This window comes from Rhodococcus sp. IEGM 1307, from assembly GCF_030056915.1.
Taxonomy (GTDB): Bacteria; Actinomycetota; Actinomycetes; order Mycobacteriales; family Mycobacteriaceae; genus Rhodococcus_F; species Rhodococcus_F opacus_D.
Map to the genome: position 1 here is coordinate 326,733 of NZ_JASHKW010000003.1, position 14,271 is coordinate 341,003.

Sequence of the window (14,271 nt, forward strand, 5' to 3'; positions counted from 1 at the left end):
ACGATTGCGGCGTGACGATGCTGACGGACGAGCGACCGACGCCCTCCGCACGACAGCCGTCCATGGTCGGACCGGCGCCGCTCGTGCCGCCCCCCGACTTCGGTCCCGTCGACCGCGCCCGCGGCTGGGTGGTCACTCTGTTCGTCACGGCGATCGCGGCGATCACCCGGTTCACGATGCTCGGTTACCCGACGGACGCGGGCACTCCCGTGTTCGACGAGAAGCATTACGCGCCGCAGGGCTGGCAGGTGCTCACCGGCGGCTGGCTCGAGGACAACCCCGGCTACGGACTGGTGGTGCATCCGCCCATCGGCAAACAGCTGATCGCGATGGGCGAGGCGATCTTCGGCTACAGCGGCTGGGGTTGGCGTTTCGCCTCCGCCGTGGCCGGCACGATCATGGTCCTGCTGGTGATCCGCATCGTCCGCCGGCTCACCCGATCGACTCTGATCGGCGGCCTCGCCGGGATCCTGCTGGTTGCGGACGGCGTCACGTTCGTCTCGTCCCGGCTCGGCATGCTCGACATCTTCCTTGCGGTGTTCGCGGTTGCCGCTCTGGGCTGCCTGGTGGTGGACCGCGACCAGGTCCGCGAGCGGATGGCCCGCGTGTACGACGAGGGCCGGATCGGCGACAGCGACTGGGGTCCGCGACTCGGGGTGCGCTGGTGGCGGTTCGGCGCGGGGATCATGCTGGGTCTGGCGTGCGGCACCAAATGGTCGGGCATCTACTTCATCGTGTTCTTCGGACTTCTGAGCGTCGCATTCGACGTGTCGGCCCGGCGCGCCTACGGGGTGCGGCGACCGTGGTTCGGTGCCGGCGTCCGCGACGTGGGCCCGGCGCTGTATGCGCTGGTCGTCGTGCCGCTGTTCGTGTACCTCGCCAGCTACTGGGCGTGGTTCGCCAGCGAGACGGGTGTGGACCGGCATGCCGTGGGCAACGAGATCGGGACGGGCGGCACCTGGTCGTTCGTGCCGGGCGCGCTCCGGTCGCTGTGGTACTACAGCGGCAACGTCCTGCAGTTCCACGAAGGCCTCACCAATTCGGCGGGCAATCATCACCCGTGGGAGTCGAAGCCGTGGACGTGGCCGATGGGTCTGCGCCCGATGCTGTACTACTTCGCCGAAGGTGATCACGTCACCGGCTGCGGCGCGTCGAGTTGCGTCAAGGCCGTCATGCTCATCGGGACGCCCGCGATGTGGTGGCTGGCACTGCCGATGCTCGCGTGGGCGCTGTGGCAGACCGTGGTGCGGAAGGACTGGCGGTACGCCACCGTCCTCACCGCCTACGGCGCCGCGTTCCTGCCGTGGCTGACCACCCTGGACCGCCAGATGTACTACTTCTATGCGGTGGCGCTGGCGCCGTTCATGGTGATGGGTCTCGCGCTGGTCCTGGGCGACATCCTGGGAAGCGCGAAGGCGTCGCTCGAACGGCGCACCACGGGCCTGCTCGCCGTCTGCCTCTATGTGGGGCTCGTGGTTGCCAACTTCATCTGGTTGTGGCCGATCCTCACGGCCGTCCCGATCACCCCGGACACGTGGCAGCACCAACTGTGGCTCCCCAGCTGGCGCTGACCCCGGAATTATCCCAGCTGGCGCTGACCCCGGAATGAGTCGAGCCGCCCGGGTCCCGTGGGACACCGAGCGGCTCGCAGACTGTCTCTCTAGCGGGACGAGATCCGGTCGCGACGACGTTTGGCCGCCACTCTCCGCATCTCTCTCCGCATTTCCCGGCCGTCGACGATCATCTGGTCGCGGGACAGATCCTTGTAGAGCGAGAAACACAACCCGATCATCACGAGGACGAACGGCGCCGCGGCGATGATCGTCATCGTCTGCAGTCCGTCCAGCGCGGTGTCGCCGCCGGTCCACAGAATGAGCGCGGCGACGCCACCGGTGAGCACACCCCAGAACACGACCACCCAGCGCTGCGGTTCCAGCGAACCGCGCTGCGACAGGGTGCCCATCACCATCGATGCGGCGTCGGCGCCGGAGACGAAGAAGATCCCGACGAGGATCATCACCAGGACGGTCGTGATGCCGGTGAGCGGCAGGTGGTCGAGCATGCCGAACAGCTGCCCCTCCTGGGTGTCCTGTCCGGCGAGGTCGATTCCGTCACGCTGCTCGCTGATCCCGGCACCACCGAAGATCGCGAACCACACGAGGCTCACGGCGCTCGGCACCACGATCACGCCGACCACGAACTGGCGGATGGTCCGGCCGCGGCTGATGCGTGCCAGGAACATGCCGACGAACGGGGTCCAGGAGATCCACCACGCCCAGTAGAAGATGGTCCACGAGGACAACCATTCGCCGGTCGCCGGATCGGACGACGCTCCGGTGCGGGCCGACATCTGCGCGAGCTGCGCGGCGTAGGCGCCGATCGTGGTGGGCAGCAGGTTGAGGATCAGGACCGTCGGTCCCACGACGAACACGAACAGGGCCAAGATGACGGCGAGCACCATGTTGGTGTTGGAGAGCCACTGGATGCCCTTGGCGACACCCGACACGGCGGACGCCACGAACGCGAGGGTCAGCAGGGCGACAATGGCGACCAGCAGGAACGTGCTGACCTCCGACATCCACCCGACGACCTGGAAACCGGACCCGATCTGCAGTGCGCCGAGGCCCAGCGAAGCGGCGGTGCCGAACAGCGTCGCGAAGATCGCGAGGACGTCGATGAACTTCCCGATCGGCCCCTCCGCGCGGCGGCCGAGCAGCGGGATGAAGGCGGAGCTGAACAGCTGCTTGCGACCCTTGCGATACGAGCCGTACGCGATCGATAGTCCGACAACCGCGTACATCGCCCAGGGGTGCAGGCTCCAGTGGAACATGGTGGTGGCCATCGCAGTTCCGATGCCCCCGCTTGAACCCGGAGGGGGTGTCACGTAGTGCGCGAGCGGTTCGGCGACACCGAAGAACATCAGTCCGATGCCCATGCCGGCGCTGAACATCATCGCGATCCAGCTGACCGTCCGGAACTCGGGCTTCTCGCCGTCCTTGCCGAGCGGGATGTGACCGAACTTGCTGAACGCGAGCCACAGTGAGAAGAGGACGAATCCGGACGCCGACAGGACGAACAACCAGCCCATGTCGGTAACCAGCCAGCCGAGTGCCTTGCCGGTCGTGGAGTCGAGATTGTCGGGGGCCACGAGCCCCCAGACGACGATTGCCGAGACCGCGGCGGCAGCGGCGGAGAACACGACGCGGTCGGTGCGAACACCGACCCGTTTGAGCCCTCCGCCGACGCTCGCGTCAGCGGTCTCGGAACCTTGATCAGGCAGATCAGTATTCATTGCCATGAACAACTACGTTGGTCATTTTTGATGGTAAAAGCAAGCTAGCCCATCGCTTCACACCGAATCGAGACCCAGCCTACGGCATCGTTACGCTGCGGTTTTTCCCCATCCCGAGCCTCTTCCGAGAAGCCCGTCGATGCTGAGGCGTCCGGCACCGATCACGGCGAGAAGCAGCGACCCGACGCCGAGTGCGACGACGAGTTCGTACCCGCCGTTCGCGACGAAGACGCCCTTGTCCGCGTGCACCAGAATCAGCGCTCCGAGCATGTCGAGGAACAGCAGAATTCCGGCGATCGGTGTGGCCACCCCCACGATGAGAGCAAATCCACCCGCGAGTTCGATAGTGGCGGCCGCAACAGCCGAAATGTCGGGAAGCGGGACGCCCATGTCGGCGAACGACGCCTGTGTGGCCTTCACTCCGTAGTCGAAGAACTTCTGCCAGCCGTGCGCGACGAAGACGACGCCGAGTCCGATCCGGGCAATCAGTAGTGCGAGGTCGCGGAAGAGTGCGGAAGCCATACCGAGTGTCTACCTTTCTGGGGTCACACCTTCTGGATGCGGCGCCGTCCTCATTCGGCGCCGCGGAGAGCGGACTGCACGAAGCCGAGGATCTCCTCGTCGGACACCCCCAGCTTCCGCAGGTCCTGCACATACCGTGTTGCGGCCTTCTCGGCCCCGGCGCGAATGGGGTCACCGCCGCTCGCGATGAACGTGCCCTGCTTGCCCCGGGTTTCGATGACACCCTGCTCGCCGAGTTCCCGGTACGCCTTGGCCACCGTGTTCGGGGCCAGACCCACCTCGACGGCGAGCGCGCGGACCGTGGGAATCTTCGTTCCCGCGATCAGTTGCCCACTGCGCACCTGCTCGATGATCTGCAATCGCAACTGATCGAACGGGGCGGTCGACGAATCCGGATCGATGTCGATGTCCACGGCCGGCGCCACCTCCGTTGTTCCACGCGTTGTATCAGACCGTAGTTGCGCGGTTGCGGCGCCGCAATGCTTACACCGCGGCGACGGCCTCCTCGATCGGTGTCGGGCCGGATGTCAGCATCAGCGTCTTCTTCGCAGTGTTCGGATGGTCGAGGAGCGCCGCGACCACTGCGGCGACGTCGGCGCGCGGGACGGTGCCGCGCTCGAGGGGAGGCGCAGTGAGCGTGACGTGACCCGTCGGGTCGTCGTCGAGCAGACCGCCCGGACGCAGAATCGTCCAGTCGAGGTGGGTGCGGGCGCGCAGGTCTTCCTCGGCGGCCGTCTTCGCGACGAGGTAGGCCGCGAACACCTCGTCGGTGCCCTCGGGGATCGGCTCCCCCGCCCCGAACGAACTGATCTGGACGAATCGCCGCGTTCCCGCCTTCTCGGCGGCGTCCGCGAGGAGAACCGCGGCCCCGCGATCGACGGTGTCCTTGCGGGCGATGCCGCTGCCCGGGCCTGCGCCCGCGGCGAAGACCGCGGCGTCCGCACCGACGAGCGTCTTCGCGACGTCGTCCGCGTTCGCCCTCTCCAGATCGATCACCACCGGTTCGGCGCCGAGCGCCGCCACCTCGTGCTCGTGATCGGGGTTGCGGATCAGCGCGACCGCGCGGTCACCGCGCGCGGTGAGAATCTTGATGAGGTGACGGGCGATCTTCCCGTGCCCACCCGCGATGACGATGCGCCGCGGAGTCGCGTCCCTGTGCTCGGCCATGATCGATCTCCCTCTTTCGTCGACTATTCACGAGTTACTACCCTGGTTCAGCGCTCCCTGCGGGCAGGTTTGTTCCCCGGTGCAGAATGTCGGGTATGGCGAACACCGCGACCATCTACCACAACCAGCGATGCAACACGTCCCGCACCGTCCTCGGACTGATCCGGGACGCGGGCATCGAACCGACCGTCGTGAAGTACCTCGAGACCCCGCCCTCACGGGACGGGTTGCGCAAACTACTCGACGACGCCGGGCTGAAGCCGAGTGAGGCGGTCCGCAAGAAGGAGACCGCCTTCAAGGAACTCGGGCTCGCCGAGGCGTCGGAGGACCAACTGCTGGAGGCGATGGTGGACAACCCCATCCTCATCGAGCGGCCCATCGTAGTGACGGACAAGGGCACCGTCCTCGCCCGCCCGGCCGAGAAGGTCCGCGAGGTCCTCTAGGCGCTGCGCGCCCGTGCGCCTTTCTGGTAGTAGGAGCAACCAAAAAGGCGCACGGGCGCGCAGCGCCTACAGCGGGTCGCGAGCCACCGGACAGGACATGCAGCGGGGCCCGCCGCGGCCGGAGCCGAGTTCGGAACCGGCGATCCGCAGTACCTCGATGCCCGACGCCTCGAGCCGGGCGTTGGTCTCGACGTTCCGTTCGTACGCGACGACGACGCCGGGTGCGAGTGCGAGCGTGTTGTTTCCGTCGTCCCATTGCTCGCGTTCGGCGGTGACGTTGTCGAGTCCGGTGTCGATGACGCGCAGCTTGCCGATGCCCATGGCCTCGGCGGCGGCGGTCAGGAACGGATCGGCTCCGCGGATCGACACACCCTTGTCCTCGCGGTGAATGGTGAACGCCGACAGCGTGTCCTGGATGATCGGGTACATCACGACGGCGTCGTGATCGACCATCGTGCACACGGTGTCGAGGTGCATCGACGCCCGGGCCTGCGCGATGGGCACCACCAGCACGGTGTGCGCCAGTTCGTCCTCGAAGACGCTGCGCGCCAACGCCTCGGCGCCTGCCGGTGTGGTGCGCTCCCCCACCCCGACGGCGACGACTCCCGGTGCGAGGAGCAGGACGTCGCCGCCTTCGACGGGAGCCGTGTGGGATTCGTAGGCGCGCCGGGCGCCGCGGAAACGCGGGTGATGGGCGTAGATGATGTCGGTGAGGGACGTCTCGCGGACGCGGGCGGGCAGGGCGAGGGACGTGATCGCCACGCGGGGTCCGATCCAGAACGACGAGTCCCTGGTGAACAGCAGGTTGGGCAGCGGGTCGATGACGAAGTCGCCGCCGTGGTGCATGCGCCGGACCAGCGACGCCGTGTTGGCGGCGACGGGGAGTTCGTCGAAGGTCATGCCCGCGGTGAGGATGGTGGACAGGTCGGGGGCCGGGACACCGCGGAGGTGTGCGGCCAGTTCCTGCGCCAGGGTGTGCCCGAGTTTGCGTGGGTCGACGGCCGCGCCGATGCCCTGTATACGGGCGGCGCCGCTGGCGCCGAGCGTCTCGGTGAGCAGGTCGGACAGCAGCAGGACCTCGACGCCGCGGCTGCGCAGGAGGTCCGCGAACGCGTCGTGTTCTTCCTGCGCGCGGTCGACCCAGGGCAGTCCGTCGAAGAGCAGTTGGTCGTTGTTGCGGGGCGTGAGCCGCTTCAGTTCGTCTCCGGGACGGTGCAGGAGGACGGCACGCAGCTGCCCGACTTCGGAGTTGGCCCCCAGCGGTGCAGAACCGGACGCGTTCATGTCTAGACGGTAATGCCGGCGGGCCCGGCAGGCACGCTCAAACACTCCGTCGCCGACCGTGTCCCTCGGCGCCGCAGGCGAGTACCGTGAAACGGCGGAGGTATCTCATGGACGAGAACGCGACTCTCTCGCCGGCGCACTCGGATGCGGCGGCGAGTTCGTCTGCGAACACGCCGCCCTTTCCGTCCGTGCCCTCCGCCCTGGCGCCGTTCGCCGGTCTGTGGCGCGGCGAGGGCGAGGGCGCGTACCCGACGATCGACAACTTCGCATACACCGAGGAGATCGAATTCGCCCCCACCGGTAAACCGTTCCTGGCGTACCGGTCTCGGACGAAGGAGGTGGGCAGCGGTCGGCCGTTGCACTCGGAGTCCGGGTTCCTGCGGCTCGTCGCCGAAGACGAGGCGGAACTGCTCGTGGCCCAGCCGACCGGATTCACCGAGATCCACCGTGGTCAGGTCCGGGAGGGGACCATCGAGTTGTCGATGGTGGTGCTGAGCGCGTCCCCGGACGCGAAACCGGTGCACAGCATCCGGCGACAGTTGTCGGTGCGCGGCGGCGACCTCACGTACGACCTGTGGATGGCGCACGACCTGACTCCGCTCACGCATCACCTGCACGGACATCTCCGCCGCGACTGACCTCGAGTATTGTTCAGGTAACCGTGTGAAAGGTTGCCTGTCGTGGAGATGCCCGAGTGGAGAGCCAAGGAACTGACGCCGGGGCAGCTGTCGGAGCGCAGTGGCGTGGCGGTGTCGGCGTTGCACTTCTACGAGCGCGAGGGGCTGATCACCAGCAGGCGGACGTCCGGCAATCAGCGTCGATATCGCAGGGACACGCTGCGGCGGGTCGCGTTCATCCGCATCGCCCAGCGGGTCGGGATTCCGCTGGCCGAGATCCGGGACGCCCTTGCGACCCTTCCCGAGGGCAGGACGCCGAACCGGAAGGATTGGGAGAAGCTCTCGACGCGGTGGCATGCGGATCTGGATCAGCGGATCGAGCAGCTGATCCGGCTCCGCGACAACCTGACCGGCTGCATCGGCTGCGGGTGCCTCTCGCTCGGGAGCTGCGCGATCGTCAATAGCCACGACCGGCTGGGCACGGCGGGGCCGGGGGCCCGCACGCTGGACGTCGAACTCGACGGCCCGGCGTCCGGGGTGTGAGCGTCAGCTGTCGCCGAGCCACTTCTCGATCGCGTCGCGGTCCTGCCCGACCATGTCGCCGACCAGCTTCCTGACGAGGGACTCGATCTGTCCGCCGACGAGCGGGATCTTGACCTGAACCGATCCGGCGACGTCCAGGACGGTGACGTCGCCCGACGCGCGGAGCACCGACGTGCACTCGATCTTCACCGGGATCCCGGTGGAGCTGCCACTGATCCGGCCGTCGGCGTGGTCGCCGTCGAGGGCACCCCATTCGTCGGCGCGCTCGACCTTCAGTTCGCCCGAGACGACTTTGCGGACCAGCCCGGGGAGGGAGGACGCGCCGATGCTGTCGCGCATCGTCGCCGTCAGGGTGCCGGGGCCGCGGCTGTCGTCGAGGGTGAGTTTCTCCGGCGCCTCGTCGAACCGGTGCTGCCAGAACGCCCGATCCGTCACGGTCGCGTGCACCCGGTCGATGGGGTACGCGATCTGTTCGGAGTAGTCGAAGCTTTTCGCCATGACGGCAGCCTACGACAACTCGGTGAGTGGTGACGGAGTCCAGAGACTCGTCAGCCACGCACGGGCGCGGAGCGCCTCATCGGCAGGTGGTCGATGCCGGCTTCGAGGTAGTTCTCGCCGGTTCTGCGAAAACCGTAACGGCCGTACCAGTTTTCGAGGTAGGCCTGGGCGGAGATCTCGACGGGGCCCGGGAATGCCTCGAACACGGCTTCGAGCAGCTGACCCGCGAGTCCACGCCCGCGGGCGTGGGTAGCGGTGGCGACGCGTCCGAGGTGCAGTGTCGGTTCGTCGGCCAGCACACGCAGTGTCGCGAGAACCTCGCCGTCCTCCTCCGCCCAGAACTGGGTGGTGGTCGGTTCGAGGTCGCGTCCGTCGAGTTCGGGTTCCGACACGATGCCCTGCTCGAAGACGAACACGTCGGTCCGCAGGACCATGATCCGGTAGAGGGTGGCCGGGTCGATCCTGTCGAGCGTCGCGTGGTGGAGAGTCGGCACGTCCTCACCTTAGACAGAAAGTCCGGTGCGCAATCCGCCAGAACCAGGGACGCGATCTGCGGGGCGGGTCCACACTGGAAAAGCAGCAGCTGAGGGCAACTCGAGCAACCGAATGAGGGTGGGCATGGCCGACGGCGAACCTCTGATACCGCCGAGTGCCGTCGACGTGGATTTCTCCGACGTCGCCTGGGGAGCGGACCGCACGATGTCCGACTTCGAGACCGGGATGTGGCGGATGGAGGAGGTGCAGCCGAAGCTGCGCTCACCGATCGTCGCGGTCGACGTCCTCGACAAACCGCCGGACTGGGACCGGTTGGTGCGCGCCCACGAATGGGCGTCGCACATGGTGCCGCGGATCCGGATGCGGGTGGTGGAGCCGACGCTGCGGCTGGGCAATCCGATGTGGTCGGTCGACCCCGAGTTCGACCTCGACTATCACCTGTCGCGGGTGCGACTGCCGGAGCCGGCGACGTTCGACCACGCGCTCCGGATGTGCAGGCACATGGCGACCGAGCCGTTCGACCGCGCCCGGCCGCCGTGGAGCGCGATGCTCATCGAGGGACTCGACGACGGCCGCGCCGTCTACGTGGTGAAGACGCACCACAGCATCACGGACGGGCTCGGCGGCATCCAGTTGATGACGCTGCTGCACAGCAGGCGCCCCGAACCGTCGCCGGACAAACCGGATCGGCCCGCGCCGTTGCCGGAGCAGATGTCGGGCGGCGGCGCCCTGTTCGAGCAGGCACTCGACACCGTGCGCAGCGCCCCCGGCCGTCTCGGCGGCCTGATCCGCGGAGCGGTGCGGACGGCGATGACCGTCGTCGGCGACCCGGTGGGCAGTGTCACGGAGGTCGCCGGGTACGCGAACTCGATCCGGAGGGTGGTGACCCCTCCCCCGACCACGGGTTCGGACCTGCTGCGCGACCGCGGACTCGGACGCTGGTTCGGGGTGCTCGAGGTGGGTGTCGACGAACTGCGTTCCGCGGCTCACGTCTCCGGTGGGTCGCTGAACGACGCGTACGTGGCGGCCCTGCTGGGCGGCTTCCGCCGCTACCACGAATCGTTCGGCCGCGACCTCGAGACGATTCCGGTGGGCATGCCGGTGAGCATGCGTTCGGCGTCGGATCCGACGGGCGGCAACCGGTTCGCCGCGGCCCGATTCGCCGGACCGGTCGGTGAACGCGACCCGGTCGCGCGGATCAAGAAGGTGCGCGCGATCATCCTGGGGCTGCGCCAGGAACCCGCACTCGGACTGCTGGATTCGGCCGCCCCCCTTCTGGTCCGGCTTCCGACGGTGGTGCTGGCGAACTGGTACCTCTCACAGTCGACGGGTCTCGATCTGCAGGCCAGCAACGTCGCCGGGGTCCCCGTGCCCGTGTATCTGGCGGGTGCCCGGATCGAGCGGATGTTCCCGTTCGGCCCGGCCCCCGGCTGTGCGGTCATGGCCACCCTCGTCTCCCACGTCGGCACGTGTTGCATCGGCGTCAATCTCGACACCGCCGCCGTCACCGAGCCGGCGCGGTTCATGCAGTGCCTGCAGGAGAGTCTCGACGAGATCGTCGAACTGGGCCGCGGGTGAAAGGAAAGGCTGGCACGATGGACGAGCACACGACACGGCCACGGGTCTACCTCATCGAGACGATGAGCGACATGGAGGACGACGTTCTCCGCACGTGGCTGGAGCGGCAGGCGAACGACTCCGGTCAGCCGCCTCCGACGGTCCGCGTCACCGACCAGGCCCTCGCCGATCTCGTGCGCCGGAAGGATGATCCGCTGCTCACCCCGCTCCGGGTGGTGTGGCTGCCGAAGGAGACCCATCCGGACGGCGCGCAACGATTCCGGGAGACGCTGTCGCTGCGGGATCCGCTGCACCCCGGCCAGAACATGCAGCGCCGGGTGATGCGCGACGACCCGGCCCGGTGCCAGGTCCTGGAAGGCGACCCGGCCCCGCTCAGCGACCTCGAACGCCGGCTCGCGGAGAACGGCGGCGGGTCGCTTCCGGACTTCATTCGCCGCCAGGCCGCGCTGACCCTCGAGCGGGCCGAGCGCACCCTGCTGGGCACGCAGTACAAGGTGTCGAGGTTCGTCGTCGACGAGATCACCGACGCCAGCCGATACCACGACGGCACCCGGGAGCTGTCCGCGAAGTTGAACGTCCCCGTCGCCGAGGTGGATCGCCGGGCCCGTGGGGCACTGGACGAGATGGTCGCCGCGCAGAGCAGGCGCGCCATCGCGCTGTGGGACCAGTTGGGCCGCTACTTCTCCCGCGCCTACCGTCTCGACGTCGACACCACCCGGCTCGACGAACTGCGGGAGTTGAACAAGGAGCATTCCCTGGTGTTCCTGCCGAGCCACCGCTCGTACCTCGATCCGCTGGTGCTGCGGCCGGCGCTGCTGGCGAACGACCTTCCGCTCAATCACGTGATGGGCGGTCTGAACATCAACTTCTGGCCGATCGGACCGATCGGCAAGCGCAGCGGCACCGTGTTCATCCGCCGGAAGATCGAGGGCGACGAGATCTACAAGTGGACGCTCCGCGAGTACATGCGCTATCTCCTCACGAAACGGTTCAACCTCGAGTGGTACATCGAGGGCGGGCGCAGCCGCACCGGGAAGTTGCGGCCGCCGCGGTTCGGTCTGCTCAACTACCTCGCGAAGGCCTTCCAGGACAGTGGCATGTCCGACGTGTACCTCGTCCCGGTGTCACTGACCTACGACCAGCTGTACGAGGTCGGAGCGATGGCGGCGGAGGCGCACGGCCAGGCGAAGAGCAAGGAGAGTCTGCGGTGGCTCTTCGGATACGTTCGGGCACAGGGTCAACGGCACGGTGTCGCGCACGTCAACGTCGGCAGGCCGATGTCACTGGCGGACTACCTCGGCCAGGAGGACGACCTGCGGCTGGCGGTACAGAAGACGGCGTTCGAGGTGTGTCACCGCATCAACGAGGTCACGCCCGTCACGGCGTCGTCGCTCGTCATGCTCGCGTTCCTCGGCATCGAGGACCGGGCGCTCACCGTCGCCGAGGTCGGTGCCATTCTCGGACCACTGGTGGACTACATCACGGCGCGCGCGTTGCCGACCGCGGGCGATGTGGACCTGACCGATCCGCAGGTGATCCGCAAGGCCGTGCGGACCCATCTCGATTCCGGGGTGCTGCGGAGTTTCGATCAGGGCAGCGAACGGGTGTTCTACCTCGGACGGGATCAGCATCTCGTGGCAGCGTTCTACCGCAACAACACCATTCATTTCCTAGTGATGCGGGCGATCGCGGAAATGGTGCTGCGGGCGGCGGTCGACCAGAAGTTCACCGACCCGCTGAACGACGGATGGGATCTGGCGCTGCGCATTCGCGATCTCCTCAAGTTCGAATTCTTCTTCAGCGAGAAAGACAGCTTCCGGAAGGAACTGCGGGCCGAACTGGATCTGATCGACCCGGCGTGGGAGTCGAACCTGGGCGATCCGCAGCATGCAGCGAACCTGTTGTCCGGGATGCGGATTCATCTGGCGCACCGGGTTCTGCAACCGTTCCTGGAGGCGTACGCCGTGGTCGCGGGCCAGTTACTCCGGACTCCGGTGGACCGGAAGTTCGACGAGAAGGCCTTCATGACGTCGTGCCTCGCGCTCGCCGAGCAGCGGCGTCTCCGGCAGCAGATCGGGAGCAGCGAGTCGATTTCGGCCGAACTGTTCACGACCGCGCTCAAGCTGGCGCGAAACCGTGGCCTGGTCGAACCGAATGCCGAGAACATGGCGGCCCGGCGGGTCGAGTTCGACGCCGAACTCCAGACCCTGATCGATCAGGTGCTGCGCATCCGAGCGATCGCGCACGAGAATCTCGGCCAGATGGGTGGTAGGTGAGTAGATGAGCGATCTCCGCAGTCTCCACGACGACATCGCGGCCGCCGTTCCCGGCCCGGGCACCCTCGCCGCGTTCGACCTGGACGGCACCTTGATCAGCGGGTACTCCGCGAGCGTCGTCTATCGGGATCGCCTGCGTCGCTTCGACATCAGCGTGGCCGAGCTTCTGCGCACCACTGGCGCCGCGGTGGAGACCCGCTTCCGGGGTGCCGATATCGGCAACCTGATGCGCATCGGAGTGCAGAGCCTGGCCGGGCGCATGGAGGACGAGATGCAGGAGTGGGGGCAGCGGCTGTTCCGCCAGGAGATCGCGAGGATGATCTTCTCGGAGGTCCGCGGACTGCTCGCCGCGCACCGGCACGCCGGTCACCGGGTGGTGATGGCCACCTCCGCCACCCCCTATCAGGCACTGTCGGTGGCCGCGGACCTCGACATCGACGCCGAGGACGTGCTGTGCACCCGGCCCGCGGTTCTGGACGGAATGCTCACCGGGAAGCTCGAATCGCCGCCGCTGTGGGGTCCTGCCAAGGCCGAGGCGCTGCGCGAGTACGCCGACAAGCACGGAGCGGATCTGGGTGACAGCTTCGCGTACTCCAACGGCGCAGAAGATGTTCCGATGCTGAAGTCGGTGGGACATCCCGTGGCGCTGAACCCCGACCGCAAGCTGGCGGCGACCGCGCGGCAGAACGGGTGGCCGTCGGTGAATCTGCGACCTCCGGAGAGCGGCGCCGACCCGATGTCCATCGCCCGCACCACCACCGCGATCGGCGCTCTGATGGGGGCGGCCGCGTTCGGTGTCTCCGCCGGCCTGCTCACCCAGAACCGGCAGACGGGCGCCAACCTGGTCGGCAGCTTCGGCCCGGATCTCGCGCTCGCGATCTGTGGGATCAACGTGCGTATCAAGGGCAAGGAGAACGCCTGGTCGGCCAGGCCCGCGGTCTTCATGTTCAATCACCAGAGTTCGCTCGACATGCTGGTGATCGGCAGCGTCATCCGGCGCGACGTCACCGGCGTCGCGAAGAAGGAGGCCGCGCGCGATCCCCGGTTCATTCCCGTGGGGGCGCTGCTCGACGTCGCGTACATCGACAGGGCGGACAGCACGAAGGCGAGGGCTGCGCTCCGCCCGGCCGTGGAGAAACTGCAGTCCGGCATCTCCATCGCGATCGCCCCCGAGGGCACCCGATCGCCGACTCCGCGTCTCGGCAAGTTCAAGAAGGGCGGATTCCATCTGGCGATGCAGGCGGGCGTGCCGATCGTGCCGATCGTCATCCACAACGCGGGCGAACGGATGTGGCGGAACTCGCTCGTCGCGCACCCCGGCACCGTCGATGTCGACGTCCTCGCACCTGTGCCGACCGAGGGCTGGAACCTCGCGGATCTCGACCGGCACGTCGACGAAGTGCGCACCCTGTTCGAGGACTGCCTGCACGCCGGGCATCGCTGAAACCTCTTCGAACAACGTTCCCGAAGGATGTAGAGAACCTCGATCGGGGCCCACCAACGCAGTGGCCCGGTTCAGCGCTCGCGACGGGGTGTCGCAACCGAGTAGTCGACTA

General features: G+C 67.6%; 14 protein-coding genes. 7 read left to right on the plus strand and 7 right to left on the minus strand.

Annotated features, from left to right (window positions below; genetic code table 11):
- The first annotated feature begins 62 nt into the window (after positions 1–62).
- Positions 63–1,571: a dolichyl-phosphate-mannose--protein mannosyltransferase gene (locus QM841_RS07760; protein ID WP_280781607.1), complete on the plus strand. Its 1,509-nt coding sequence runs from the start codon at positions 63–65 to the stop codon at positions 1,569–1,571.
- Between the two features lie 89 nt (positions 1,572–1,660).
- Here the strand turns inward: QM841_RS07760 and QM841_RS07765 are convergent, their stop codons facing one another.
- The 4 genes from QM841_RS07765 to QM841_RS07780 form a co-directional block, all read right to left on the minus strand.
- Entirely contained in the window at positions 1,661–3,292 is a 1,632-nt protein-coding gene (locus QM841_RS07765; protein ID WP_411194575.1) for a BCCT family transporter, read from the minus strand.
- 90 nt (positions 3,293–3,382) lie between these two features.
- Positions 3,383–3,814 (minus strand): DoxX family protein, encoded by a 432-nt coding sequence (locus QM841_RS07770; protein WP_011597793.1) that lies wholly within the window; start codon positions 3,812–3,814, stop codon positions 3,383–3,385.
- Positions 3,815–3,864: 50 nt separating this feature from the next.
- Positions 3,865–4,239: a GntR family transcriptional regulator gene (locus tag QM841_RS07775; protein ID WP_016883479.1), complete on the minus strand. Its 375-nt coding sequence runs from the start codon at positions 4,237–4,239 to the stop codon at positions 3,865–3,867.
- Between the two features lie 58 nt (positions 4,240–4,297).
- Complete coding sequence (locus QM841_RS07780; RefSeq protein ID WP_283331505.1) at positions 4,298–4,981, minus strand: NAD(P)H-binding protein; 684 nt, start codon at positions 4,979–4,981, stop codon at positions 4,298–4,300.
- 95 nt (positions 4,982–5,076) lie between these two features.
- Between QM841_RS07780 and arsC the strand changes: the two genes are divergently transcribed.
- On the plus strand, positions 5,077–5,424 hold the full coding sequence (arsC, locus tag QM841_RS07785; RefSeq protein ID WP_477952930.1) for an arsenate reductase (glutaredoxin): 348 nt from the start codon (positions 5,077–5,079) through the stop codon (positions 5,422–5,424).
- A gap of 66 nt (positions 5,425–5,490) precedes the next feature.
- On the opposite strand, the gene arcA is transcribed toward arsC, so the two are convergent.
- Positions 5,491–6,708: an arginine deiminase gene (arcA, locus tag QM841_RS07790; protein ID WP_280785082.1), complete on the minus strand. Its 1,218-nt coding sequence runs from the start codon at positions 6,706–6,708 to the stop codon at positions 5,491–5,493.
- A gap of 107 nt (positions 6,709–6,815) precedes the next feature.
- Between arcA and QM841_RS07795 the strand changes: the two genes are divergently transcribed.
- Both QM841_RS07795 and soxR read left to right on the plus strand, forming a co-directional pair.
- Positions 6,816–7,346 carry a nitrobindin family protein gene (locus QM841_RS07795; protein WP_280785083.1) on the plus strand — a complete coding sequence of 177 codons (531 nt, stop codon included), beginning with the start codon at positions 6,816–6,818 and terminating at the stop codon, positions 7,344–7,346.
- Positions 7,347–7,388: 42 nt separating this feature from the next.
- Positions 7,389–7,868, plus strand: coding sequence for a redox-sensitive transcriptional activator SoxR (gene soxR, locus QM841_RS07800; protein ID WP_105413327.1), 480 nt, complete (start codon positions 7,389–7,391; stop codon positions 7,866–7,868).
- Positions 7,869–7,871: 3 nt separating this feature from the next.
- Here soxR and QM841_RS07805 read toward each other — a convergent pair whose 3' ends face one another.
- Positions 7,872–8,366, minus strand: coding sequence for a DUF2505 domain-containing protein (locus QM841_RS07805; protein WP_283331507.1), 495 nt, complete (start codon positions 8,364–8,366; stop codon positions 7,872–7,874).
- A 50-nt stretch (positions 8,367–8,416) separates the two neighbouring features.
- Positions 8,417–8,860 carry a GNAT family N-acetyltransferase gene (locus tag QM841_RS07810; protein ID WP_280785085.1) on the minus strand — a complete coding sequence of 148 codons (444 nt, stop codon included), beginning with the start codon at positions 8,858–8,860 and terminating at the stop codon, positions 8,417–8,419.
- Between the two features lie 124 nt (positions 8,861–8,984).
- Between QM841_RS07810 and QM841_RS07815 the strand changes: the two genes are divergently transcribed.
- From QM841_RS07815 to QM841_RS07825, 3 genes are read left to right on the plus strand one after another with little or no spacing between them, the layout of a single operon-like run.
- Complete coding sequence (locus tag QM841_RS07815) at positions 8,985–10,439, plus strand: wax ester/triacylglycerol synthase domain-containing protein (protein WP_005255408.1); 1,455 nt, start codon at positions 8,985–8,987, stop codon at positions 10,437–10,439.
- A gap of 17 nt (positions 10,440–10,456) precedes the next feature.
- Positions 10,457–12,715: a glycerol-3-phosphate 1-O-acyltransferase gene (locus QM841_RS07820; protein ID WP_005255406.1), complete on the plus strand. Its 2,259-nt coding sequence runs from the start codon at positions 10,457–10,459 to the stop codon at positions 12,713–12,715.
- A gap of 4 nt (positions 12,716–12,719) precedes the next feature.
- Positions 12,720–14,159, plus strand: coding sequence for an HAD-IB family hydrolase (locus tag QM841_RS07825; RefSeq protein WP_280785088.1), 1,440 nt, complete (start codon positions 12,720–12,722; stop codon positions 14,157–14,159).
- Positions 14,160–14,271 lie beyond the last annotated feature (112 nt).